At 37.1% G+C, this 24,655-nt stretch carries 21 protein-coding genes and 1 tRNA gene; 14 read left to right on the top strand and 8 right to left on the bottom strand.

What is annotated here, in order from left to right:
• Nucleotides 1-95 precede the first annotated feature (95 nt).
• Entirely contained in the window at nucleotides 96-1,079 is a 984-nt protein-coding gene (gene guaC, locus AC6BKE_RS01940) for a GMP reductase (RefSeq protein WP_036119459.1), read from the bottom strand.
• Nucleotides 1,080-1,315: 236 nt separating this feature from the next.
• On the opposite strand from guaC, the gene AC6BKE_RS01935 reads away from it, so the two are divergent.
• Entirely contained in the window at nucleotides 1,316-1,735 is a 420-nt protein-coding gene (locus AC6BKE_RS01935) for a VOC family protein (RefSeq protein WP_036119456.1), read from the top strand.
• A 101-nt stretch (nucleotides 1,736-1,836) separates the two neighbouring features.
• On the opposite strand, the gene AC6BKE_RS01930 is transcribed toward AC6BKE_RS01935, so the two are convergent.
• Nucleotides 1,837-3,786 (bottom strand): methyl-accepting chemotaxis protein, encoded by a 1,950-nt coding sequence (locus tag AC6BKE_RS01930; RefSeq protein WP_499855703.1) that lies wholly within the window; start codon nucleotides 3,784-3,786, stop codon nucleotides 1,837-1,839.
• 268 nt (nucleotides 3,787-4,054) lie between these two features.
• Nucleotides 4,055-6,004: a methyl-accepting chemotaxis protein gene (locus tag AC6BKE_RS01925; RefSeq protein WP_089933348.1), complete on the bottom strand. Its 1,950-nt coding sequence runs from the start codon at nucleotides 6,002-6,004 to the stop codon at nucleotides 4,055-4,057.
• A 226-nt stretch (nucleotides 6,005-6,230) separates the two neighbouring features.
• Here AC6BKE_RS01925 and AC6BKE_RS01920 point away from each other — a divergent pair, with 226 nt between their 5' ends.
• Nucleotides 6,231-6,611, top strand: a complete 381-nt coding sequence (locus tag AC6BKE_RS01920) for a VOC family protein (protein WP_089933349.1) — start codon at nucleotides 6,231-6,233, stop codon at nucleotides 6,609-6,611.
• Between the two features lie 89 nt (nucleotides 6,612-6,700).
• On the opposite strand, the gene AC6BKE_RS01915 is transcribed toward AC6BKE_RS01920, so the two are convergent.
• Nucleotides 6,701-7,447, bottom strand: coding sequence for a YybI family spore inner coat protein (locus AC6BKE_RS01915; protein WP_036119444.1), 747 nt, complete (start codon nucleotides 7,445-7,447; stop codon nucleotides 6,701-6,703).
• A gap of 281 nt (nucleotides 7,448-7,728) precedes the next feature.
• Between AC6BKE_RS01915 and AC6BKE_RS01910 the strand changes: the two genes are divergently transcribed.
• The 5 genes from AC6BKE_RS01910 to AC6BKE_RS01890 all read left to right on the top strand — a co-directional run bounded on the left by AC6BKE_RS01910 (nucleotide 7,729) and on the right by AC6BKE_RS01890 (nucleotide 12,068).
• Nucleotides 7,729-8,898 (top strand): acyl-CoA dehydrogenase family protein, encoded by a 1,170-nt coding sequence (locus AC6BKE_RS01910; RefSeq protein WP_058844106.1) that lies wholly within the window; start codon nucleotides 7,729-7,731, stop codon nucleotides 8,896-8,898.
• Between the two features lie 30 nt (nucleotides 8,899-8,928).
• Complete coding sequence (locus tag AC6BKE_RS01905; protein ID WP_499855699.1) at nucleotides 8,929-9,792, top strand: transporter substrate-binding domain-containing protein; 864 nt, start codon at nucleotides 8,929-8,931, stop codon at nucleotides 9,790-9,792.
• 82 nt (nucleotides 9,793-9,874) lie between these two features.
• Complete coding sequence (locus AC6BKE_RS01900; RefSeq protein WP_036123917.1) at nucleotides 9,875-10,582, top strand: amino acid ABC transporter permease; 708 nt, start codon at nucleotides 9,875-9,877, stop codon at nucleotides 10,580-10,582.
• 15 nt (nucleotides 10,583-10,597) lie between these two features.
• Nucleotides 10,598-11,299, top strand: coding sequence for an amino acid ABC transporter permease (locus AC6BKE_RS01895; protein ID WP_036123914.1), 702 nt, complete (start codon nucleotides 10,598-10,600; stop codon nucleotides 11,297-11,299).
• 13 nt (nucleotides 11,300-11,312) lie between these two features.
• Nucleotides 11,313-12,068 (top strand): amino acid ABC transporter ATP-binding protein, encoded by a 756-nt coding sequence (locus tag AC6BKE_RS01890; protein WP_058844107.1) that lies wholly within the window; start codon nucleotides 11,313-11,315, stop codon nucleotides 12,066-12,068.
• A 372-nt stretch (nucleotides 12,069-12,440) separates the two neighbouring features.
• Here the strand turns inward: AC6BKE_RS01890 and helD are convergent, their stop codons facing one another.
• Nucleotides 12,441-14,744 carry an RNA polymerase recycling motor HelD gene (gene helD, locus AC6BKE_RS01885; protein WP_499855697.1) on the bottom strand — a complete coding sequence of 768 codons (2,304 nt, stop codon included), beginning with the start codon at nucleotides 14,742-14,744 and terminating at the stop codon, nucleotides 12,441-12,443.
• A gap of 579 nt (nucleotides 14,745-15,323) precedes the next feature.
• Between helD and AC6BKE_RS01880 the strand changes: the two genes are divergently transcribed.
• From AC6BKE_RS01880 to AC6BKE_RS01860, 5 genes are all read left to right on the top strand, one after another.
• Nucleotides 15,324-16,736 carry a YfcC family protein gene (locus tag AC6BKE_RS01880; RefSeq protein WP_036123899.1) on the top strand — a complete coding sequence of 471 codons (1,413 nt, stop codon included), beginning with the start codon at nucleotides 15,324-15,326 and terminating at the stop codon, nucleotides 16,734-16,736.
• Between the two features lie 22 nt (nucleotides 16,737-16,758).
• Nucleotides 16,759-17,937 carry a M20 metallopeptidase family protein gene (locus AC6BKE_RS01875; RefSeq protein ID WP_499855696.1) on the top strand — a complete coding sequence of 393 codons (1,179 nt, stop codon included), beginning with the start codon at nucleotides 16,759-16,761 and terminating at the stop codon, nucleotides 17,935-17,937.
• 141 nt (nucleotides 17,938-18,078) lie between these two features.
• Entirely contained in the window at nucleotides 18,079-19,035 is a 957-nt protein-coding gene (locus AC6BKE_RS01870; protein ID WP_058845143.1) for an AAA family ATPase, read from the top strand.
• A gap of 20 nt (nucleotides 19,036-19,055) precedes the next feature.
• A complete protein-coding gene (locus tag AC6BKE_RS01865; RefSeq protein ID WP_499855694.1) occupies nucleotides 19,056-19,691 on the top strand; it encodes an RNA ligase family protein in 636 nt (211 codons plus the stop codon).
• 94 nt (nucleotides 19,692-19,785) lie between these two features.
• Nucleotides 19,786-19,853: transfer RNA gene (locus AC6BKE_RS01860), tRNA-Ser, on the top strand.
• 52 nt (nucleotides 19,854-19,905) lie between these two features.
• Here AC6BKE_RS01860 and AC6BKE_RS01855 read toward each other — a convergent pair.
• Complete coding sequence (locus AC6BKE_RS01855; RefSeq protein WP_058845142.1) at nucleotides 19,906-21,096, bottom strand: coenzyme F420-0:L-glutamate ligase; 1,191 nt, start codon at nucleotides 21,094-21,096, stop codon at nucleotides 19,906-19,908.
• 122 nt (nucleotides 21,097-21,218) lie between these two features.
• Between AC6BKE_RS01855 and AC6BKE_RS01850 the strand changes: the two genes are divergently transcribed.
• On the top strand, nucleotides 21,219-22,136 hold the full coding sequence (locus tag AC6BKE_RS01850; protein WP_058845141.1) for a LysR family transcriptional regulator: 918 nt from the start codon (nucleotides 21,219-21,221) through the stop codon (nucleotides 22,134-22,136).
• Nucleotides 22,137-22,153: 17 nt separating this feature from the next.
• Here the strand turns inward: AC6BKE_RS01850 and AC6BKE_RS01845 are convergent, their stop codons facing one another.
• Nucleotides 22,154-23,035, bottom strand: coding sequence for a LysR family transcriptional regulator (locus AC6BKE_RS01845; RefSeq protein WP_036123879.1), 882 nt, complete (start codon nucleotides 23,033-23,035; stop codon nucleotides 22,154-22,156).
• A gap of 113 nt (nucleotides 23,036-23,148) precedes the next feature.
• On the opposite strand from AC6BKE_RS01845, the gene AC6BKE_RS01840 reads away from it, so the two are divergent.
• A complete protein-coding gene (locus tag AC6BKE_RS01840; RefSeq protein ID WP_499855692.1) occupies nucleotides 23,149-24,168 on the top strand; it encodes a YeiH family protein in 1,020 nt (339 codons plus the stop codon).
• Nucleotides 24,169-24,254: 86 nt separating this feature from the next.
• Here AC6BKE_RS01840 and AC6BKE_RS01835 read toward each other — a convergent pair whose 3' ends face one another.
• Complete coding sequence (locus AC6BKE_RS01835; protein ID WP_036123876.1) at nucleotides 24,255-24,587, bottom strand: heme oxygenase; 333 nt, start codon at nucleotides 24,585-24,587, stop codon at nucleotides 24,255-24,257.
• Nucleotides 24,588-24,655 lie beyond the last annotated feature (68 nt).

Here is a 24,655-nt window from a genome sequence, read left to right as displayed (position 1 = left end):
ATGTATTCATGATGCTTATAGAACAATTGATGGGGAAGGTCTCATAAAAGAACCCCAATAAAGAACAAGTAGTTCTTTATCGGGGTTACTGTGGATTAGTATACTTTATCTCCATTGAAGATAGAATTTTTTACGATAACATAATCAACATTTCGAATAGCCTCTAGTTTTGTGCCACCAGCATAAGAAATAGATGATTGTAAGTCTTGCTGCATCTCGATTAATGTATCTTTGATGCTACCTTTATGCTCAACATACATTTTCTTTCCTTCGACATTTTTGCGTTCGCCTTTTTGGAATTCAGAGGCAGAGCCGAAGTATTCCTTCACCGTTTTACCATCAACCTCAATTGTTTCACCTGGTGATTCTTCATGACCAGCAAATAAAGAACCAATCATCACCATTGAAGCGCCGAAACGTACAGATTTAGCGATATCGCCATGTGTACGAATACCACCGTCAGCAATAATTGGCTTTGTAGCAGCCTTTGCACACCAACGTAGTGCAGCTAGCTGCCAGCCACCTGTACCAAAGCCTGTTTTGATTTTAGTAATACAAACTTTACCTGGTCCAATGCCTACTTTTGTAGCATCTGCACCAGCATTTTCTAGTTCACGTACGGCTTCAGGTGTTCCAACGTTTCCAGCAATGACAAAGCTGTTTGGTAAGTGCTTTTTAATATGCTGAATCATACGAATAACAGCATTTGAATGACCATGTGCAATATCAATTGTAATAAATTCAGGTACTAAATTAGCAGCTGCTAATTCTTCAATAAACGCATATTCATCTTCTTTTACACCAACACTGATCGAGGCAATTAAGCCCTTTCCTTGCATTTCTTGAATGAAGTTTATACGAGTTTCTGGTTGGAAACGGTGCATAATATAAAAGTAACCGTTTTCAGCAAGTTTCTTAGCAAGATTTTCGTCAATAATTGTTTGCATATTTGCAGGTACTACAGGAAGCTTAAAAGTATGTCCACCTAAAGTAACCGAAGTATCACACTCTGAACGACTTTCTACAATACATTTTGCGGGAATTAGTTGAATATCCTCATAGTCAAATACGTTATCCATTATATACACTCCTAAAATACGAATATTTTTAAAGATTTATTTTAAATTGTTCGCCATTTGGTAATTTACATGATTTTTGAGTAAATGTCAAAGCTTTTACGAAAATAAATGAAAAATTTAAAAATAAGGGGGAATAAATTTATTTGTAGATGAATGATTCCATTTATAATTTGTGCTATGTTTTGTAATCCATGTACAATAGAATTGTTTCAAAAAATGACAAGGGAGTGTTGGAAATGGCAGTAGAAGTGTATTTGATCTTTAATGGAAATTGTCGAGAGGCTGTTGCGTTTTACGAAAATGCTTTTAATACGGACAAGGCTGAAATTATGACGTTTGGAGATTCACCTCAAAATCCTGATTACCCACTACCAGAGGAAGCGAAAGATCTTGTGATGCATACAAGACTTTCTGTATTTGGTAGTAGAATTATGTTCTCAGATACATTTCCAGGCTCACCGTTCTCCGTTGGGAATAATGTTACATTAGCGGTTGTTTCCGATGACGAAGAGCAAATGCGAGCAGCATTTGATAAGCTGAAAGACGGCGGAAAAGTAACGATGGAGTTACAAGAAACATTTTGGAGTAAATGTTACGGTTCGCTGACAGATAAATTCGGTATTGAATGGCAATTTAGCCATGAGGCAAATGAATAAATAGCTAATTAAAAGCACGATGATCTTGGAAAGTCCAAAGATCATCGTGCTTTATTTTAATTCATCCATGTCTTTTGTCGAAAGCCAAGCGTTATGGATAATTAGTAATTAAATCGGTCTACATAGCCTTGTAATTCGTCCGCCATATCAAGTAAAGTTTTAGCCGAAGAAGCGATTTCCTGCATGGAGGACAATGTTTGTTCCGTTGAAGCGGCAACTTCTTCAGAAGCTGCTGCATTTAGTTTTGCATGGTCTGATAGCTCAATTGCTGTTGCGGATACTTCTTCTACAACGGCAGACATTTCTTGTGCCGAAGCTGATATATCTTCCATTTTCGGTGCAATCTCTCGAAGACTTTCAACGATACTTGTAAATTTCTTTTTCGTATCCTCAGATTGCTGTAACCCTTCTTGGACATCTGATGAAGCTTTCATCATCGTTTGCACAGATTTAGCCGTGTCCTGTTGTATGCCTGTAATAAGCGTAGAAATTTGTTCTGCTGATTGATGGGATTGTTCCGCTAATTTACGTACTTCATCTGCTACAACCGCAAAGCCTTTGCCTTGTTCACCAGCTCGGGCTGCTTCAATAGCGGCATTCAGAGCAAGAAGGTTCGTTTGGTCAGAAATGGCACTAATAATTTCTATAATGGAACCAATTTCTTTTGTTCGATCAAACAGTGATTTAATCATTGTGTCGGACTGTGTCACAGATTCATGGATGGAAACCATTTGAGTCACAGTTTGTTCAACAGATTGTCCGCCTTCCTCTGCTAATTGGATAGCCTGACTGGACAGGTCTGAAACTTGTAGGGCACTATCTGCCACTTCTACAACACCTTTAGCAATTTCCTCAATGGAAACAGCATTTTGATCGATTCCAGTTGTTTGTTTTTCGGTGCTGATAGCTACCTGCTGCATAGCCTCTGTTACCTGTTCAGATGCAGCTATGTTTTGTTCAGCATTAGCTGAAAGTCCTTGGGCAGAGGTTTGAACATGCTGAGAGCTTTGGTCAACATTGCGTATCAGTTTTTTTAAGCTAACTTTCATCGAGACAAATGCCTCACCAAGCTGTCCAATTTCATCCTTTGTATGAATATCAATAAACTCCGTTAAATCGCCCTCACTAATTTTTAATGCACTTTGTTGAAGTCGTTTAATAGGGTTCACAATAGATTTAATCATAGAGAGCATAAAAATAATTCCTACAATAATAGAAATACCAATGATGAGCAATGTGAGAGTAAATGAAGCAGTAGCTGCCTCTGTAGCCTCTGCGATGAACATTGTACCAACTATTTTCCACCCTGTAAGTTCATTGGTTTCAAAACGTAACTGGCGATCATCTTCCGTAATCATACCTTCCTGTTGTTCGTAAACTTTTGCCATATATTCTTCTGTTGCTTGTGAGCCGCTTTCTTTATCTTTTTGCGCAATATATAGCTGATTACGATCTAGTAAGGATGCAAACCCAGTTTCTCCTATACGTGTTTCGTCTGTCAGTGCACTAAGAACCGAGATATTTACATCTAAGGCCATCACACCAGAACTATCTGGAAGAGCTTGCATGACAGTCACTACTACATTATTTGTTGATTTTGAGATATATGGTGAAGTAATGGATACTTGCCCTTTGTTCTCAATTGCTTCTACGTACCAAGGTCGTTTACGTGGATCATAATCACTTGCATAATCATGGACGGGTTCATCAATTATTTGACCATCTGCTGTTCCAATATATAACAGCTCTACCTCAGGATGAGTATTAATATATTCTTGAAAAAGTTTTTTTAATTCAATTTTTTTATCTTCTTGTAAATAAGATTGATTTATTTTTTTGGAAAAATATCCAATGTCATGAACTTTTGGCGCAATTGTATTTGTAATATTGCTGTTAAGCATACGCACACTTTCCTTAGCGCTTGCTTGTTGCTCTTCTAAAATCTGATTTTTAGTACTTTTAAAGGAGGTATACCCGATTAAAAGTGCGGGAATGAGGAGTATCATTAAAAATGCAAAAATGAGTTTCTTTCTTAAGCTAATCTGTTTCATATAGTATTCCTCCTTAAAATGACATTAGTTAATTGTCATAATTTGATAACTGGTTCAATAGACAAGTCATTCCAATGTTTAATCTGATTCTAAGAGGAAAATGAATAATAATCAACATAATTTTCTGAAAAATCTGGAAAATAAAGTTATACTATAGTACTTTTTGTAGAAAAATATTTTATTTTGTAATTTCCCCTGTTTTTATATGTCAAATTAGTACAGAAAAAATCTGAGCTCCATAATAGAACTCAGATTCTGAAAGGATAATTTAATATTCAAAACGATTTACGTAACCTTGCAATTCATCCGCCATATCAAGTAACGTTTTGGCAGAGGATGCCATGTCCTGCATAGAGGATAAAGTTTGCTCAGTAGAAGCAGCAACTTCCTCTGTAGCTGCAGCATTTAATTTGGCGTGATCTGATAATTCAATAGCTGTAGCGGAGACTTCTTCCACGACTGCAGACATTTCTTGTGCAGAGGCAGAGATATCCTCCATCTTTGGCGCAATGTTTCGTAGACTTTCAATAATGCTGGCGAATTTCTTACTTGCTGATTCTGTCAATTGTAAGCCATCCTGAACATCTGCTGAAGCCTTGACCATAGTCTGCACAGATTTAGCTGTATCCTGCTGAATACTCGTAATGAGCGCAGCAATTTGCTCTGCTGATTGGTGAGATTGCTCTGCTAATTTTCGTACTTCATCGGCTACTACGGCAAAGCCTTTGCCATGTTCTCCAGCTCTTGCTGCCTCGATAGCAGCATTGAGGGCTAGTAAATTTGTTTGGTCTGAAATGGCACTAATCATCTCTAAAATGGAACCGATTTCTTTCGTGCGATCATATAGAGTTTTAATCATTGTATCTGATTGTGTAACAGATTCATGAATAGAGTTCATTTGTTGTACAGTTTGCTCGACTGCTTGTCCACCTTCATCTGCCAGTTGGATAGCATGGCTAGAAAGGTCTGATACCTGCATAGAGCTGTCTGCGACCTCAACAACCCCTTTAGCAATTTCCTCAATGGAGATAGCGTTTTGGTCAATACCTGTTGTTTGCTTTTCCGTGCTGACTGCCATTTGTTGCATAGCATCCGCAACCTGTTCAGAGGCAGCAATATTTTGTTCTGCATTGGCAGATAAATCTTGAGCAGACTTTTGAACATGCTGGGAGCTTTGGTCCACGTTGCGAATTAGTTTTTTCAAGCTAACCTTCATGGAGATAAAAGCTTCCCCAAGTTGTCCAATTTCATCTTTAGAATGAATTTCAATAAACTCTGTTAAATTACCTTCACTAATTTTCAACGCGCTTTGCTTAAGTCGATTAATTGGATTAACTACAGACTTAATCATGAAGAGCATAAACATAATACCAACTAGAATGGACACAACAATAATGATCAAGTTGATATTTAAAGTGGAGGCAGCAGCCTTTGCAGCTTCTGCAGTAAACATTGTGCCTATTATCTTCCAGCCAGTAAGTTCATTTGTAGCAAACTGTAAATGACGGTCTCTTTCAATAATTGTGCCGCTTTCTTGCTCATAAATTTTAGTGATATAGTTTTCTGTTGCCTCAGTACCACTTTCTTTTTCAGGCTGTGCGATATAGAGCTTATTGCTATCTAGAAGAGAGGCAAAACCAGTCTCTCCAATGCGGATATTATTCGTAATATCACTTAATGTAGAAATGTTAAGATCTAATCCTATGACTCCAGAACCATCTGGTAAAGCCTGCGTAATTGTAATGACAATGTCACCCGTTGATTGTGTAACATAAGGGGCAGTGATGGAGACCTCTCCATTATTATCTAAAGCTTGCTTATACCAAGGTCTTGTACGAGGATCGAAGCCATCAGGATAGTCTTGAGCAGGCTCGTCAAGTAGTTTGCCATCGGCAGTACCAATATAAATCAGCTCTACTTCAGGGTGCATATTAATGTATTCGCTTAGTAATGATTGAAGTTTCGGAATGTTATGATCTTGAAAGTAGGTTTTACTAAATTTTTTTGAAAAATATTGCACATCTTTTAGTTTGGGTTCAATGGTATTCGTAATATTAGTATTAAGAATACGTACACTTTCAGTTGCACTTGCATGCTGTTCTTCGGAAATTTGCTTTTCTGCACTTTGGTAGGAAACAATTCCAATCAACAGGGTTGGGATGAGAAGCATTGCTAAAAACGAAAAAATAAGCTTTTTTCTTAAACTTAGTTGTTTCACTTGTATTATCCTCACATAATTTTTTTAGTCTAAACTTTTCCCTAGAAGGTAAATAATTCTCATTCTATCAGAAATAAAATAAAAGTTAAGTACTTTGGAATAATAATTTACAAGTTATATATATTATGGTCAATTATTCGAAATTTCGCTAAATTGAAATCGTTAGAAGCTATATAAAGCTACAGTTTGATATATACTAATGCTCAAAAGAGGAGGGAAATAGGTTATGATTCATCAAATTGGGCAGGTAATGCTATATGTTAATGACCAAGAGGTAGCAGTAAAGTTTTGGACAGAAAAGGTGGGGTTTGTTGTCGTTGCTGATCAGGAAGAAGCAGGGATGCGCTGGATTGAAATTGCGCCAACGAAGGATGCACAAACATCATTTGTGTTGCACAATAAAGAGATCATAGCTAAAATGCAGCCGGAGCTAAACTTAGGAACTCCGTCTATCATGTTTTATGCTGATAAAATTGAAGAAATGTACCAAGATTTTCAGGCAAAGGGCATTAAAGTGGGCGATTTAGTTATGATGCCAATGGGTAGGGTATTTAATTTTGCTGATCCTGAAAATAACTATTTTGCCTTGGTTGAAAAACAAATATAAATGATGGAATCTGCTCGTATTTTGCTTTGTTTTTAAGCAAAAATGAACAGATTCCTGTTTTTTTTATCTTATTTAATAGAGAGAGTCTTCTATGATAAATCCTCTCCAAAAATACTAACCGTTTGTCGATCTATCATAAATTCATGACCATTCCATTTTAAAACATTTTCTACATAGCCTAGTCCATCGGCATGATACCTACCTGCAATTCCTTGATAACCTAAAATTTCATAAGTTCCATCTCGATCATAATCAATGGGATATAGTCCGCTAAAAGGGTCTACCCAGCCTTCTATAGGTTGCTTTAATGTACCGTCCGGATTATAAATTTCTGCTAAGTAGTCCGCTCCTTTATACTGTAAATCGATTGTGTATCTTTTAGCGGGATTCGAACTTTGAACTACAGCCTTGTAGTGATCTACATAATTGACGCTATATTTGAGTTTATTATTAAAAGACTCTGCGTCAAAAATAGAACGAACTTGATTGTTGATGGATGAAAATATTTCACCGTTTATAATTCCTCCGCTACCCCCAGTATCAGAGACAACCAGAATATCCTCAATATGATTACCAGTAAAATCGCCTAGAAAAATAGTCGGATTATAGCCCAAATTCTGTTTCAAGGGAAATTGTTGCATTTGTTGTGTTTGCACATAAAAAATAGTGAGTGTGATATTTTTCCACAGAGGGCTATCCGGTTGTTGAACGCCCACTAAAAAAATTGTTTCCAAAAAACCATCGCCATTAATATCTCCAAACTTAGTTTGAATTACTTGTGGAGCCAAATAGGATAAGGTGCCAGCACTTTGTGGCGAATTAAAATGATTAGTCATGTATACACCTCTTTCATTAGTCTTAGCATATGTTGTAAACAAAGCATGGTGCATAAATTAAAGGGTAAAATTGAAACATTGTAATTCATATTAAACTAACAAAAAAACTTGAGTTTCACCCATTGACATTTTCAAATGTGAAAAGTATTATAAATGTCAACGAATCAGAAAATTCAGTACCGAATAGTGTCTCACTACAATATGTAGGCAGAGATTTTTTTTCACTACTAATTCTTAGTAATTTTATATGATTTATATATATTAGGAAGAAGGAGATTTACTTGAAGGATTTATTTGTAAAAACAGAGCGACAACGGTTTTGGTTAGATCAGCTAGCAGCTATTGCAGAGCCAATTAAGGCTGAGGCTGTTGAGGTAGACGAACAATCTCGTTTCCCGTTTGAAGCACATCAATTGCTTTTGCAAATTGGCTATCCACAACTAACTTTACCGAAACAATATGGCGGAGAGGGTTTATCGGTCTATGATATGGTCCTTGTGCAAGAAACATTAGCAAGCTATGACGAAAATGCATCTCTTTCTCTTGGCTGGACATTAGGCGTTGTTGGTGAAATATATGAAACCCACTTATGGACTGAAGATGTATTAACAGCATTCGCTCAAGAAATAAAGAGCGGTGCCATCATTAATAGAGCAGTTAGTGAGGCAGCAACGGGTAGTCCAACACGCGGTGGTCGACCTGGAACATATGCTGTTTCGACAAAAGAGGGCTGGCTATTAAATGGACGCAAAATCTTTACGACTGCGTCACCGGTGCTCGATTATTTCCTTACCTCTGCTTGGATTGAAGAAAAGCAACAAATTGGTTTCTTCCTTATTCATAAAGATTCTGTAGGGCTAACGATTGAAGAAAATTGGGAAATGTCTGCGATGCGAGGTACTAGTAGCCACGATCTTGTGTTAAAAGATGTCATAGTGGCAACAGAGCATTTAGTAGAGTTACCAAGTCATCCTAGTGGTGGCAAGATAAATGGCTGGATACTCCATATCCCAGCAACATACTTAGGTATTGCACAGGCTGCCCGTGACTATGCGATCCATTTTGCCAATCATCATCAACCGAATAGCTTGAATGCTCCGATTAGTACGTTGCCAAATGTACAACAGCTTTTAGGAGATATTGAATTAAAGCTTCATCAAGCACGTTTTGTCTTGTATGGAGTGGCTGAGGCTTATGATGATCCAGCTAGACGTAGTTTATTAACAAATGAAATGGCTGTTGCTAAACATACAGTAACAAACATGGCAATAGATATAGTCGATAAGGCAATGCGTGTAGTGGGAGCGAAAAGCTTGCAGCTATCCAATCCATTACAACGCTATTATCGTAATGTCCGTGCAGGACTTCATAATCCGCCCATGGATGATATGACGATTATAAAGTTAGCGACTGCCGCTATTGAACAACAAAGATTAAATGGAAATTCATAATGATTACATGGAAATAAGGAGAAATGACAGATGAAAAAGAATAGATTATTTCAATTTGCCGCAATTGGTTTGGCTTCTATAGCACTTTTGACGGGGTGTAATTCAGGGGAATCAGCAGATAAGGATCCAGGTGATGGTGAACAGGTTCGTACAGTAAAGGTCGCCTACGATCAAGCCTCCAAGCCTATTAGCTATATCGACGATAATGGAAATCCAACAGGGTATGATGTAGAAGTAATGAAATTAGTAGATGAATTATTACCTGACTATCAATTTGAATACGTAGGTACAACAAGTGATGATTTGTTGATTGGTGTTGAGCAAGGGAAATATCAAGTAGGGGTTAAAAATGCCTTCTTTACACAGGAGCGTACAGAGAAATTTATTTTCCCGAAGGAATTTTTAGGGTTAAGTAGTGCGGGGCTCGTTTTACGTAAAGAGGATGAAGGTGTGAAAACATTAGCCGATTTTGCAAAAAAAGGTTATTCTTTAGCACCGATTGCTGCTAATAACGCGCAATATACAATTATCGATGAGTATAATACGGCAAATCCAGACAATAAAGTACAACTTCAAGCTGGTGATGCATTTACCGTAGACGTTGTGCAGTGGGTAAATGAAGGGCGTGTTGATGGGGGCGTCATGATTGAGGGACCATTTAAACAACAAGTGCTTGCTAAGGATGGCCCTTATTACAACTTAAAAGATGAGGTTGTCTATAACGAATTTGCTGTCATTAAAACATGGCCTCTGTTCAATAAAAAAGAGCAAGAATTTGCTGATGCCTACGATAAAGCGATAGCTCAAATTAAAGAGCAGAAAAAACCAAATGAATTAAGCACCAAGTTCTATGGTCGCGATTTATTTGAAGTGCTAGAAAATGTTAATCGTTAGTTTGAAACGGAACGAATAATAAGGCTGTTGAGTCTTTAATGCTCAGCAGTCTTTATTCATAAAAGGAAAAGTTGGTGAGGAAATGGATAAATATTTTGATGCAACCTACATTTGGAACGCAATCCCAATGTTATTACCATTTTTAAAAATGACGTTCTTAGTTGCAGGGTCCTCGATTATCTTAGGCACACTATTTGGTTTATTGTTGGCGGCAGCTAAGCTATCTTCAATAAAGTGGTTACAAAAATTCGCAAATTTATATACAACGATTATGCGTTGTACGCCATCCATCGTTTTGTTATTTCTTGTCTATTATGGTGTGCCAGCATTAGCAGAAAATGTTGGTCTTAACCTCCATTCAATTGAAACAGCTATATTCGTTGTCGTAACATTCACCTTACAATTTGCTGCAATCATGTCTGAGGTGATAAGATCAGCCTATTTAGCTATTCCAAAAGGTCAGTTTGAAGCAGCGGTTAGTGTGGGCTTAACACCATTTCAGGCATACTGTCGAATTATTTTCCCTCAGGCACTTGTCGTTGCTTTGCCGAACTTTGGGAATGGTATGATTGCTTTGCTACAAGAAGGTGCACTAGCTTATACAATTGGTCTAATTGACATTGTGGGCAAGGCAAATTTAATTATTGCCAGTAACATCAATGCTCATGCCTTAGAAATTTATATTGCATTAGCCATTATTTATTGGGTGTTATCAATTATTATAGAAAAAATATTTACTATATTAGAAAAGATATTTGGGAAGGGTAAGAAAACTTTAGAAACAACTTAAGGAGGAGGCGTGAACGTGAATTATCCATTTTTACTTGAAACATTTTTCATTGCATTATCTGGTGTTCCCATTGCACTCCTTGTCACAGTTGTTGCTTTATTGATAGCTCTGCCACTTGGTTTTTTGTTGGCACTCACTAGAATTAATAAAATTCCAGTTATTCATCATCTAGCAAAAATTTACGTTTCATTCGTGCGAGGAACGCCAATCATTATACAAATCTTTATTATCTATAGTAGTATCCCGTTAATGTTAAAAATTATTTTTGAAAAATATAATATTGCGTATGATATTTATAAAATCAATCCAATTTGGTATGCGTTTATCGTGTTTGCATTCAGCTCAACAGCCATTTTAATAGAGGTCTTTCGTTCTGCGTTAAGCACTATTGAAAAGGGGCAATTAGAGGCTGCACACTCAGTAGGTTTGACAACATTCCAAGCTTATACTCGAATTATCATTCCACAAGCATTAGTAGTTGCGCTACCGAATATTTGTACAGCTACCGTCAATCTTATTAAAGCTACCTCGTTAGGCTACGCAATGTCACTTCCTGAAATTACACTGAAGGCAAAAGTAGCTGCAAATGTTGGCTACAATTACGTGGAAGCCTATCTGGATATCTTTATCGTGTACTTAATATTATGTAGTACGGTGGAGTACTTGTTTAAGCGCTATGAAAAATATTTAAGCAAATATAAAGTGGCAAATGCCTAAGGGGTGAATGAGCATGTTAGAAATTAAAAATATTCATAAATCATTTGGTGGTAATGAAATTTTAAAGGGTGTTGATTTAGCGATTGATAAAGGCGATGTTGTTGTTATTTTAGGCCCTAGTGGCTCGGGAAAAACAACATTATTACGTTGCATCAATTTTTTAGAAAAAGCGGATCAAGGACATGCGACATTTGGAGATATTCAAGTGGATTTTCAACATGTGAAGAAAAAAGACGTACATGCAATTCGCCAACGTGTCGCATTTGTCTTCCAAAATTATAATCTTTTCACTAATAAAACGGCATTAGAAAATGTGACGGAAGGTTTAATCATTGGACGTAAAATTCCTAAAGCACAGGCTGTGGACATTGGTAAAAAGGCACTTGATAAAGTAGGTTTATCGGAAAAGTATGATGCCTATCCAAGTCAACTGTCAGGCGGTCAGCAGCAGCGAGTAGGAATTGCACGTGCAGTAGCATTGAACCCAGATATTATTTTATTTGACGAACCAACGTCCGCACTTGATCCTGAATTAGTAGGTGAGGTCCTACAGGTCATGAAAAATATTGCAGCTGAAGGCACAACAATGCTTGTGGTGACACATGAAATGGGATTCGCCAAAGATGTTGCTAAACGTGTGATTTTCATGGATGGAGGCGTTGTCGTAGAAGAGGGGAGCCCTCATGATATTTTCGTAAGCCCAAAAGAGGAGCGCACAAAGAAATTTTTAAAACGTGTCATTCCAGAAGATTACACTTTCTATATATAAAAACACAGGAGGATCTGTCAGTAACAGATCCTCCTGTTATGTTGTTGAAGAAAGACGAAGTAAATAGCAGAAAAAGACTTTTTGGCAAGGCGAGAGGTTGATTTCCGTTCCGCCAGCATCCTTCTCAGGGCACGTCCGATGAGCCGCTTCACGCATTCCGTTCGCTCTAGGGTCTCAGCTGTGATGCTGGCTCCACTCCAACCAACCATGTGCAAAAGTGTCTTTTCCTTCTCTTTCATACTAGACGTAGTGGGCTCGGCGCTCGCCCACAGGAAAGCAAGTAGCCTGCAACGGAAATCCATTTTCACCTTTCACAAGAATTCTATTGATAGTTTTGTTTTTCAGCACTATGACAGGAGGATCTGTTAGCTATCATTGAAGGAAATGCGTTAATTTGTTGATGGAATAAATGTGTAGCTCATGCATAGCCCTTGTGCAGGCTGTATAAAAATAGTACCGTTCGTTTTCCTTTGCGTAATTAGCAGCAGATGCATTATAAATAAGCACAGCATCAAATTCGATACCTTTCGCCATATAAGCTGGAAGTAATAAAATACCCTTTTTAAACTGCTTCGTATTATGGTTAATCAATTGAATATCTACTTGATTACTTAATTGCCCATATACTGCGGAGCATTCAGCAGCAGTTTTACAAATGACAGCAATGGTTTCAAATTTAGCAGAGAGGTGATGGATGTTTTGGGTAATTTCATCTATCAGTTCCAATTCATTAGGAACGACAGTAATTGATGGTTCTGGACCAGTTCGGTTAAATGCCTCAACTTCGCTACCATCATTTAAAATTTTTGCAGTAAGTTGAATGATTTGTTTTGTCGAACGATAGCTTTTCGTTAAAATCATTTTTTCAGCCTGCTCACCATATAATTGAGGGTCGAGCAGGGAAGGGTTATCGAAGGTATGTGGATGAATCGTTTGATGTCCATCTCCTAAAATAGTCATACGTGCTTTTGGGAATAACTGCTGTAATACAGTTAGTTGGAATGGAGAATAATCTTGCGCTTCATCAATCAATACATGATGGATCATCGTATTAGTCTGCTGCCCTTCAATTTTGTCCTGTAAATATAAAAATGGTGCTGCATCTTCATAAGCTATAAAACGTTTCGCTAAATTTGGAAGTGTCTGCTGGCAAATATCCTCCCAATCGTTTGGCATAAGATGCTGTAAATCTTTAGTAATGGGATTATTCAAATCAAAGAGTTGGCGATACGTACCTAACATATGCACAAACTTTAATTGGTGAACGGAATTGCGTAACGGTTTAAAGTATTTTTTAACAATTTGTCTCGCTAATTTTTGTCGTTCTTGATCTAAATCATCGAATGAATTTTCAGTATAGCGCCCTTCGTATAAAAGCTCACTGTAAGACTTGGAGTAGTCCTCTTTATCTAATAGTTCAGTCGCTTCTTCTACCCATTCTTTTGTACGCTCAGCCTTTTCAAATTTCGTCAGTTGCTGCAATAACCATTCTTTTACGAATTGTAGGCGATTTGGTATCGACATAGTGGAAGGGAAAGAATAGAAGTATTCAGTAATTTCCTGTGCTGTAATAATTCGTTCCCCACGAAATACGATATTTTTAAATAATAAGCCCTTATTGGATAAATAGCTTACATATTGATCCATCAAATGCTTGTAAGCAAGGCTCGCTTTATAAGATATACTACTTAATTTTGTTTGATAATGAGCTTCATCTTTTTCTGTTAAAAGGCCCTCTAATTGCTCGTACGGATATTCCAATTTAAACTGTCGACCTAATCGTTTTTCTACATACTCTATAAACGTTAATTGCTGCATATTGTCCTCGCCTAAATCAGGTAAGACCGTATGGACATATTGGTTAAAAAGTTGATTAGGTGTAATCAGTAAAATTTGATCGGCCGTCATTTCATTGCGATAGCGATACAATAGATAAGCGACTCGTTGTAAAGCCACAGCTGTTTTACCACTACCCGCAACACCCTCTACAATAAGATAGCGTGATTGAACATGGCGAATAATTTTATTTTGCTCAGCTTGAATCGTTGCAACGATACTACGAATATGCTCGTTTGCATTTTGTGCAAGGATATCAAGCAATAAATCATCCCCAATGGTAAGACCAGTATTAAACATCGATTGTAGCTGCCCGTTTTTAATAATAAATTGCCGTTTCAGTAGCATTTCACCATGAATCTCTTCTGCTGTTGTGTCGTAGGAGGCTTTACCTGGTGTGCAATCATAGTACATACTTGATATAGGTGCACGCCAATCATAAATAACTATATTTTCATCTTGTTCGTCCAATAAAGTGGCAACACCTATATAAATTTTTAATGGATCTTGCTGCCCATCTTGTAAAAAGTCAATACGAGCAAAATAGGGTGACTGTTGTAAACGTTCGTATACCTTTACATTCTGAATTGCACGCTGCTGTGCAAGCTCTGAGTCAGAGAGAAGCTCTACCTGTTGCTTAATCGCGAAAAAGGTTTCGTCAACATCTTCAGCAGTGTCTAAATTGACTCTGACATCGTTCCAAAAAGTTTTCTTTAGAGCGACAGCATTTTCCTTGAAGCTCTTTTCTTTTAGCAATAATTCGTTCTTTTTGTGATCAATGAGGTTTAAACTTTGCTCAAGATGATGTTTTTCTTCTAGCCAGTCATTTTGATTTTCCAACGTTTACTCACATTCCTCTCCATATTTTTCTCTTCTGTTAGTAGTAATCCTCACCTATAAATATGGTGAAAAGAAAATAATTGTGATTCTCCTTTAAATGGTTGTCCAAACACCTTTTTTAGTATATAAACGTATTTAACCTAAGAGGAAATGTAGGGTGATTGAATCAGGAAATTTATCATACATCTACTCCGCAATGAAGTATAGTCTAATAATTATTGTAAATTTATGCTATAATAAAATTATAAAGAAACCTGCGTTTAACGATAAAGGCTGTTCCACAAATAAGTGGAGCAGTCTTTTTTATATGTAGGAAAGTCTAACATTATGCCTGTTTTTTAAGAATTTGTTATTAATATTTAGTTTTTATTTGTCCTAGAAGTAAAAATAAATTTAACTGAATTGTCGAAATATATTGACATTTCATCTTCTGTTTTTTATTCTTGTGTATAAAGTTTCCGTTAATCGGAATGTTTTTCCGTTTGGTGGAAACTTGTAGGTGTGTAAGAAATGCTTAATGGATACGTTGTCTGTGCCTCAGTTCAAAGCTAAAGAAAAAATTATTAGGGGGAGACGGTTATGGTAAACCTACAGCAAGATAAAAAAGAAGATGAACCACGGATAAAGGGAATTAATGCATTTGTATTAATGTTTATTATTATTTTAGTCATGTCGTTACTGACCTATATTTTACCAGCTGGACAATATGAAAGAGTTGAGAGTAATGGCAGAATGATAGTAGATCCAGAATCCTTTCAGTATATCAAGTCAAATCCTATTGGCTTTCTAGAAATATTCAATAGTGTGCATCTGGGAATGCTTGAGGGTGCTTCTATTATTTTATTTGTCTTTTTATTTGGAGGCGCTTTAGGGGTAATGCAAAAGACTGGAGCTATTGATTCCTTTATTAAAGTTATGGCCTCGAAATTTGGAAAACAAGAGTACGTATTAATCCCTATTCTAGTTTTAATATTTGCTAGTTTAGGGACACTAATTGGCTCAGCAGAGGATACGCTTGTCTATATAGCGATTATTATCCCGTTAACGATGGCACTCGGAATGGATGCGATTACAGGCTTTGCGATCGTCATGCTAGGTACATTAGCAACTGGCTTTACTTCAGGCATTACGAACCCATTTAACATTGGTGTAGCTCAAACTATTGCAGAGCTTCCAATGTATTCAGGAATGTCATATCGAATCATTGTGTTCATCGTTTTTTATAGTTTGACAGTACTTTATATATACAGGCATGCAAAAAAAGTGAAGAGTGACCCATCGAAAGGGATTTACGGAAAGTTTAAAAGAGAAGAGAGCATCAAAATTGATTTAGACTTTAAGATGAGCCCACGTCATTTGATAGCACTATTCGTATTATTGGGAAATTTTGTTGCATTGATTGTAGGGGTAATAAAGTATCAATGGTATATAAGTGAAATTGCCGGTGTCTTTCTATTAAGCAGCATTATTATGTCTATTATTTGTAAGATTGGACCAAATAAAATGGCTGAAGGGTTTATTTCTGGTGCCCGGGATATGGTAGAAGGGGCATTAATTATCGGATTTGCCCAAACCATTTTAGTTATTACTACAAATGGAGGATTAATTGATACTATTCTTCATTTTGTTTCAAATACTGTAAGTGTATTACCTGCTTCTATCAATGCGATAGGAATGTTTTTGCTTCAGCTCTGCTTAAATTTCTTAGTACCTTCTGGAAGTGGACAAGCTGCGTTAACGATGCCGATCATGACGCCTTTAGCCGATTTAATTGGTGTAACTAGGCAAACAGCCGTACTGGCTTTCCAGTTTGGTGATGGTATTTCAAATATGGTCATTCCAACAAGTGGTGTTTTATTAGCGGGACTAGCAATAGCAGGTATTCCATTTTCAAAATGGTTCAGATGGGTATTTCCTTACTTCCTTATACAGACAGGCTTAGCGATTGTCTTATTAGTCATTGCGCATCTCATAAATTATGGACCATTTTAATAAAATAAATAATAAATTAGGAGTGATTAGATTGATAGAAACGGCTAATTTAAAACAACAGGTTGTTGAATGGCGTCGGCATTTGCATATGCATCCTGAATTATCACATCAAGAGCATAAGACAGCTCAATATATTTATGATCAATTAATAACGTTTCCTCATTTAGAAGTAAGACGTTTAACAGAAACAAGTGTATGTGCCTTTTTAAGAGGTACAAAAACAGAAGATAAAGGACATACCATTTTACTACGAGCTGATATTGACGCATTGCCGATTGAAGAAGAAACGGATCTACCATTCAAATCAATAAATCCAGGGGTCATGCATGCGTGTGGACATGATGCTCATCCAGCCATGTTACTTGGTGCAGCAAAGGCATTGGCTGAGCGTGGGACCCATTTTAATGGAGAAATTCGTTTTGTTTTTCAGCATGCTGAAGAGGTGACACCAGGGGGGGCTGCTCAACTAGTTGCACTAGGAATAGTAGAGAATGTCGATTATGCTTTCGCTTTACACGTGAGCCCTGATTATGAAGTAGGGCAATTTGCTATGAAAGATGGTAAATTTACTGCAGCAGCAGATGATTTTGAAATTAAAATTTATGGTCGTGGCGGTCATGCATCAACACCAGAGGTCGCTATAGATCCTTTAATAATTGGTTCTGAAATAGTTGTAGCTTTACAAACAATAGTGTCACGTAAAGTGCCAAGTACACATGCACCTGTTTTAACTGTTGCAAAATTTCACTGTGGAACGGCATTAAATATTATTGCAGATACAGCAGAGCTTGGAGGAACAATCCGTTCCCTAGATGCGAAAATTCGTGTGGATACACGAGAACATTTAGAAAAGATAGTGACAGGTATTGCAACTATGCACGGTGCAAAAGTAGACATTAATTGGGAGCTAGGTTGCCCTTCCGTCACAAATGATAAGGAATTAACGGCATTATCTCGTCGTATAGCTGGAGAGATTGTTGGTGCTACAGGTGTGAAGGTATTGCCTGAACCTATATTTGGCACAGAGGATTTTGCCGATTTTTCAGAAGTTGTTCCCTCATCTATGCAATTTATCGGGGTACATAACGTAGAGTTTGGTGAAGCGTACCCATTGCACCATCCTCGTTTTAAAGTAGATGAAGAAGCTCTTATATATGGTGTTCGTTACTTTGAAAATATAGCACGGACACTTTGCCCATAAGTGACGTAAGCTAAAAAATAATGAAGGCATGAGTATTGGTGTGGTAATGGCTCATGCCTTTTAAATTGCTTACAGTATGTATTGAAAACTAAAGGATTGTTCTTTTAATACGATATAGAAACTTGAAGGGAGGTGCAGAGGATGAAGGTAATCTTTACAGTGGGGTTGCCTGGAAGTGGAAAAAGTACATTTGTGAAACAGCTAGCGAAAAGTGAAAATGCGATTATTCTTTCCAGTGATGCAATACGTCAAGAATTGTTTGGTGATGCCACCAAGCAAAAATCACGAGTAGTCTTTCGCACGTTATATGAGCGTCTGAATGATTTAGTGGCAAAAGGTTATTCTGTCATTGTAGATGCCACCAATATAGAGCGGGAGCGTAGAATGTTTGCACTCCGCAAATTGTCGAGTGCGGTTAAGAAGGAATGCTATTACTTTGATACCCCTTATTCAATCTGTGTAGCCAGAAACCAACGGCGGAAGCGGCATGTACCATTATTGGTGATGGAAAAAATGAGAAAGCATCTAGAGTTTCCTACAGCAGGAGAAGGGTTTGATGAAGTGCATATTGTACATGAATCAAGTCCCTATGATATCTCTCGACAGCAATTTGTCTCACTTATACAAAGCCAACCCACTTATGAAGAACTGTTTCAAACACTTCGATCAGTCCCACTTTTTAAAGAAATTTATCATTTCAATCAAGAAAATCCATACCATCAATTTTTACTATGTCAGCATACGTATTTCGTGTTTGCCTATATCAATGAATACTACTTGGAAAGCGATAAACTGGCACTACAATTGGCTGCATTGTTCCATGATGTCGGCAAACCATTTTGCAAAAAATATAAACCATTGCAACAACGATATGGCTATTATGGGCATGAAAATGTATCTGCCCAATTGGTTTGTCATTTTCTCGTAGAGTTGGGCTTTGAAGAGGATTTTGTGTTGAAGGTTGTTCATTTAGTGCAATTTCATATGTTAATCCAGTATGGGGGCGATAAAGGCGGAAGCCAAATTTATCACTTATTAGATGGTGATTTATTAACAAGACTTTATTTCTTCCGAGAGGCAGATCAATTTGCTAAATAAAAAGGAAAGGAAGTGGAACTATGACGAAATTAATGAAATACCCAAGAAGCTTTCATTTACCCTGGAGCAGGGGCTATACCCATGATGATAAAGTTGCTAAAAATGTGAATCATTTTATAGGAAAAGAAGTGGTGGTCACTGAAAAACTAGATGGGGAAGGCACTACGCTTTACAAAGACTATATGCATGCCAGAAGCATCCATTCAGCCAATCATCCTTCTAGACATTGGATAAAAACATTTCATGCAAGTTTTGCGTATCGAATTCCTAATGATTGGCGCTTATGTGGAGAAAATATGTATGCGAAGCATTCCATTTATTATCAAGCCTTAACAAGTTATTTTTATTTATTTAGTATTTGGAATGAAGATAATATTTGTTTAAGTTGGGATGAAACGGTCGCTTTTGCAGCTGAGTTAGGTATTGAAACAGTACCCGTTTTATATCGGGGTATTTTTGATGAAGAACAAATAAAACGGACATTTACTGGTAAATCCATTTTTGATGGTGAACAAGAGGGGTATGTGATTAGAAACGCTGCCTCATTCCATTATGATGATTTTCGCTATAATTTAGGAAAATTTGTGAGACCGCAACATGTTCAAACAAGCGATCATTGGCTACAGGTAGAAATGATTCCAAATGGCTTAAAATAAAATGGATCTAACAAAATTACTTTGATTAAAGATTAAATAAAAAGGACTGAGAAAAATGTAATACTAAATCAATTACTCCAAAAATATATAATATGAGGAAGTGTGCAAGGAATGCATATCCCTTTTGAAAAGGGCTTACAGGTTCGATTCCTGTCATCCTCACGCAAAGGTAAATAAAAATGAACTCTCATTTCTACACGAGAGTTCATTTTTTTTATTTAGTATAGTTATCGAAGTAACCTTGAATATAAATCATAGGTGTTCCTTTGTCACCTGAGCCAGATGTTAGATCAGATAGCGAACCGATTAGGTCTGTTAAGCGACGAGGTGTTGTTCCTTGTGCAGCCATTTGACCCGTTAAATCTTCATCTTTATTTTGAATGTATTCAGAAATAGCGGCTTTTAATTCTTCACCTCGAAGGTTAGCAAAGTCGTTATCTGCTAAGTATTTCAATTTAACCTCGTTTGGTGTTCCATGCAATCCAGCCGTAAACGCTGGTGAAACAACAGGGTCTGCAAGCTCCCAAATTTTACCCACTGGATCTTTAAATGCACCGTCACCATAAATCATGACTTCTACCGTTTTGCCTGTTGCCTCTTTAATTTTTGCTTGGATTCCATCAACAATTGGCTGACAAGTATGGGGGAATAGTTTTACACTATCCTCTGTCGCTTTGTTAGAGCCAAGAAGACCATATTCTGCATTGAAGCCAGACCCATTAATAGACTCAGCTAAAATATTATCAAGGCTGTAAACTTTTTCAGCACCATTTGCTGTTAAAATGCGCTTTGTACGGAAGCGTGTATGAATATCACATGTTAATACACTCTTTGTATAATTTAAAATTGTTTTTGGGTTATTAGAGAAGATGACTTCACATTTAGCGCCTTCTGCTTCAATTAACTCTTTATAGTATTCGATATAATCTACACCCGTGAATGTATGTTTTTGGTAGCCAAAATGTTCACGGAATTCAACCTCATTTAATGTATCTGTCCAAGGGTTAATGCCTTTTACATCTAACTCATCAATATCTACAAGGTGATTACCTACTTCATCGGATGGGTAGCTTAGCATTAGTACAACCTTTTTAACACCTTTGGCAATACCACGTAAACAGTTGGCAAAGCGGTTTCGACTTAAAATCGGGAAAATAACGCCGACAGTATCATCGCCGAACTTAGCTGCCACATCTACAGCGATATCATCTATTGATGCATAGTTACCTTGTGCACGTGCTACAACAGATTCAGTTACTGTGACAATATCACGATCCTCGATTGCATAGCCTTCAATTGTCGCAGCATTTAACACTGTATCTACAACGATTTGTTCAATATTATCGCCTTCGTTAATAATAGGACCACGAAGACCTCTTACAACTGTACCGATTACACGTTCCAACTTAATCTCTCCTCATTCTATCAATCGTAAAGTGAAATAAAATCCATATGATTTTACTATACGCTCCAGTAATGATATAAGTAAAATTAATAGTTCATATAATAGCTATAAGAGGTGCTTATATGATAGGGAAATTAGATTTATATCGTATTTTTAGTGTTGTAGCAAAAAATAATAGCTTTTCGAGTGCGGCTAAGGATTTATATATGACACAGCCTGCTGTTAGTCAGGCAATGATGCAATTGGAGAAGGAGCTTGGAACACGTCTTTTTAATCGAACTCCAAAAGGTGTGACGCTGACAACAGAGGGTAGTCTTCTCTTTGAATATACGAATTCAGCTTTAGGGCTTTTAGATGCTGGTGAAGAAAAGTTGCTAGAGTTTAAAAATTTAACAACAGGGCAATTAAAACTAGGAGTAGGGGATACCATTTCACGCTTCTTTTTAATGCCTTATTTAGAAGCATTCCATACAATGTATCCGAATATCAAATTACAAATGTTGAATGGTACAACATCTGAAATATGTAATTTTATTAAATCGGGTGAGGTCGATATCGGATTTTGCAATTTTCCAATAGAAGATTCAACATTACAGTTAACCGTATGCACGAATATTCAAGATATCTTCGTGTGTGGGGAGAAATACAAGACACTTGCGTCTAAAAGTTTAAGCTATGAGGATCTTTTGAAATTTCCACTTATCTTTCTAGAGAAAAAATCGAATTCACGAAAGTATGTGGAAGACTATCTCTTTGCAAGAGGTATCCATATTGAACCCGAATTTGAGCTAGGTTCACATGATTTGGTGTTAGAGTTTGCTCGTAGTAATCTCGGTATTGCATGTGTAACCAAGGAATTTTCAAAGGACTATCTCCAGCGAGGTCTTCTCTATGAATTAACCTTAATGGAAAGTATTCCAACAAGGAGTATTGGTATGTGTTATTTGAAAACAGTACCTCTTTCTAGAGCAGCGACAAAATTTGTGGAAATCATTGAAACTAAGCGTTTGAATACGAGAAGAACCATAAAGAAAGCTTAGCGACGAGAAAAAGTCAGCTAAGCTTTCTTTATTAATATATCTATGAGTATGTCGACATTGCGCTTATTTTTCATCGTTGGTGAGCAAAGATAAGAAAATGTCCGCAGAAAATGCTGTCCTTCAAGGGGCAAAATGGTCATATCTTCATTTTTTAATTCACGTTCAATAACACAAGCGGATAGTAAGGAAAGACCAAGTCCCTGCATAACGCTCTCTTTGACCCCCTGATTACTACTAATCGTCAAAAGTGATTGGATTTGTAGACCGTTAGCTCTGAATAAATGATCTAAATAATAACGTGTCCCAGAGCCTTCTTCACGGGCAACCCAGTTTTGCTGTTGAAGTTTATCAGGGGTAATGGGTTGTTGCTTTGTCAGTGGATGATTACTGGCACTGACAATAAATAGTTCATCCTGCATAAATGGCTTAATTACCAGTTCATTATCCTGTGCTTGCCCTTCTATCAGACCAATATCAACTTGCAATAATTTTGTATATTGAATGATTTCTTTTGTATTGCCAATAATAATTTGAAGCTCAAGTTGTGGGAACTGTTGCTGCAAGCTTGCTATGATGGGGGGCAATATATATTCGCCAATCGTAAAGCTTGCTCCAATGACTAATGTACCTTGGACCTCTTGATGATAGGCCGCAATATCTTCTTTCGCCGCTTCAGTTATAGCCATGATTTGCTTCGCTCGTTTATATAGAATTTCACCAGTTGGTGTAATTTGCACGGATTTTGGTGAACGAATAAACAAGGTTGTTTGTAATTCTTGCTCTAGGTTTTTAATGTGTAAGCTAACACTTGGCTGTGAAATATGAAGTATTTCAGAGGTTTTCGTAAAATTATTGACCTCAACTAGTGTGACGAACGTTTTTAAAGCTTCGTATTGCATACTTTCACCTCTATTATTAGAAATGTTAATGATAATGATTATATATATGTATTTTACTAATAGTTCGCTTTTTATTAAAGTAATAATCAACAAGGGAGAAAGAAGTGAACAACATGGTTAATAGACAGAATAAAGTGAAATCCACCCTTAATCCTAATTTCTTGAAAGGAGTATTGTTAACACTCCTTATTGCTTTAGTAGCGAAATATATTGCCACATTTCCTTTCTTTTCAATATTAGGTCAGTTGGTTATTGCCATTATATTAGGAATGGCTTGGAGAGCAGCTTTTAAAGTACAAGATTCATGGCAAGTGGGTATTGCCTTCTCTAGTAAGAAGCTATTACGGCTTGGCATTATTTTATTGGGCATGCGTTTAAATTTGGCAGACATTTATCATGCAGGGGCAAATGTTTTTTTGATTGCAGTCATTAATTTAGTATTTGCTTTACTAGTTGTGTACGGATTAACAAAAATGTTTAAAGTGGAACAGAAGCTAGGGATATTAACGGCTTGTGGGACAGCAATTTGTGGGGCTGCTGCTGTAGTGGCAATCGCACCTCAAATAAAAGCAAATGAAAAAGAAACGGCAGTAGGGGCAGCAATTGTTGCCTTATTAGGGACTATATTTACGCTTATTTATACGGTTATCTATTCCATCATCGACTTAACGCCAACGGAGTACGGTATTTTTGCAGGTGGTACATTACATGAAATTGCCCATGTTATTGCAGCAGCGTCTGCTGGTGGAAATGAAGCCATTGATATAGCGGTTATTGTGAAATTAACACGTGTTGCCCTACTTGTACCAGTAGCGATTATGATCGGTATTTTCTATCGAAGAATAGACAAAAATAAAGAGAAAAAGGCATTTTCCTTCTCCATCATTCCGTGGTTTATTTTAGGGTTTTTAGCGATGAGTGCTATTAATTCATTGGGGATTATACCAGCTAATGTAGCACAAGCATTTGTCAATATTGCGTATATTTTAATCGCTATGGCCATGGCTGGCCTTGGGTTAAATGTGGACATTAAAACCTTTAAGGAGCTTGGTGTAAAGGCATTTATTGCTGGTTTAATTGGCTCTGTTTGTTTATCCGTTTTGGGTTATATACTAGTCATTATTTTATCTTAAAAAAAGACCCTGCATAGTCGGTTCAACATGCAGGGCTTTTTAGATAGAATCAGAAGATAATGTATAAATAATTTAATTGTCGTTCATTAACGTAAAGCTTCGATGGAAGATGCTAATTCAGCCACCACAATTTTGCTGCCAATCATTGGGCTGTCCGCTTTTTCTCCCTCAGAACCCGAACTTGGACGCTGATGGGCTGCTGCGAATGCATCGCTATTACGCCATGCTTGGAAATGCTCTTTGGATTCCCAATACATATTAACACTCATCTCGTCATAAGTAGGATCGTCGGTCGAAATTAACACCTCTACTTTATGGAAGCCTTCAAATTGTTGTAGTGGACCTGGCTTTGTAAAGTTAGGTGCCATTTTCGCAGCAAAACCAGGTTTCACTTGAATACGATTAGTTACAATAATCATGCTTTTACCCCCCTTAATTTCATTTACTTAAATTTTGAATGAATTATCATTGATTATCATTCGCAATC

The organism is Lysinibacillus sp. COL-1, from assembly GCF_059814265.1.
This window is presented reverse-complemented; position numbering and strand designations above follow the sequence as displayed.

What these genes read in the sequence shown, in the direction of transcription:
- AC6BKE_RS01920 (WP_089933349.1), top strand. Translation starts at nt 6,231, where the DNA reads ATGATTCATCAAATTGGGCAGGTAATGCTATATGTTAATGACCAAGAG.
- guaC (WP_036119459.1), bottom strand. Translation starts at nt 1,079, where the DNA reads ATGGATAACGTATTTGACTATGAGGATATTCAACTAATTCCCGCAAAA.
- AC6BKE_RS01870 (WP_058845143.1), top strand. Translation starts at nt 18,079, where the DNA reads ATGAAGGTAATCTTTACAGTGGGGTTGCCTGGAAGTGGAAAAAGTACA.
- AC6BKE_RS01900 (WP_036123917.1), top strand. Translation starts at nt 9,875, where the DNA reads ATGGATAAATATTTTGATGCAACCTACATTTGGAACGCAATCCCAATG.
- AC6BKE_RS01850 (WP_058845141.1), top strand. Translation starts at nt 21,219, where the DNA reads ATGATAGGGAAATTAGATTTATATCGTATTTTTAGTGTTGTAGCAAAA.
- AC6BKE_RS01845 (WP_036123879.1), bottom strand. Translation starts at nt 23,035, where the DNA reads ATGCAATACGAAGCTTTAAAAACGTTCGTCACACTAGTTGAGGTCAAT.
- AC6BKE_RS01890 (WP_058844107.1), top strand. Translation starts at nt 11,313, where the DNA reads ATGTTAGAAATTAAAAATATTCATAAATCATTTGGTGGTAATGAAATT.
- AC6BKE_RS01835 (WP_036123876.1), bottom strand. Translation starts at nt 24,587, where the DNA reads ATGATTATTGTAACTAATCGTATTCAAGTGAAACCTGGTTTTGCTGCG.
- AC6BKE_RS01880 (WP_036123899.1), top strand. Translation starts at nt 15,324, where the DNA reads ATGGTAAACCTACAGCAAGATAAAAAAGAAGATGAACCACGGATAAAG.
- AC6BKE_RS01865 (WP_499855694.1), top strand. Translation starts at nt 19,056, where the DNA reads ATGACGAAATTAATGAAATACCCAAGAAGCTTTCATTTACCCTGGAGC.
- AC6BKE_RS01905 (WP_499855699.1), top strand. Translation starts at nt 8,929, where the DNA reads ATGAAAAAGAATAGATTATTTCAATTTGCCGCAATTGGTTTGGCTTCT.
- AC6BKE_RS01840 (WP_499855692.1), top strand. Translation starts at nt 23,149, where the DNA reads ATGGTTAATAGACAGAATAAAGTGAAATCCACCCTTAATCCTAATTTC.
- AC6BKE_RS01935 (WP_036119456.1), top strand. Translation starts at nt 1,316, where the DNA reads ATGGCAGTAGAAGTGTATTTGATCTTTAATGGAAATTGTCGAGAGGCT.
- AC6BKE_RS01915 (WP_036119444.1), bottom strand. Translation starts at nt 7,447, where the DNA reads ATGACTAATCATTTTAATTCGCCACAAAGTGCTGGCACCTTATCCTAT.
- AC6BKE_RS01930 (WP_499855703.1), bottom strand. Translation starts at nt 3,786, where the DNA reads ATGAAACAGATTAGCTTAAGAAAGAAACTCATTTTTGCATTTTTAATG.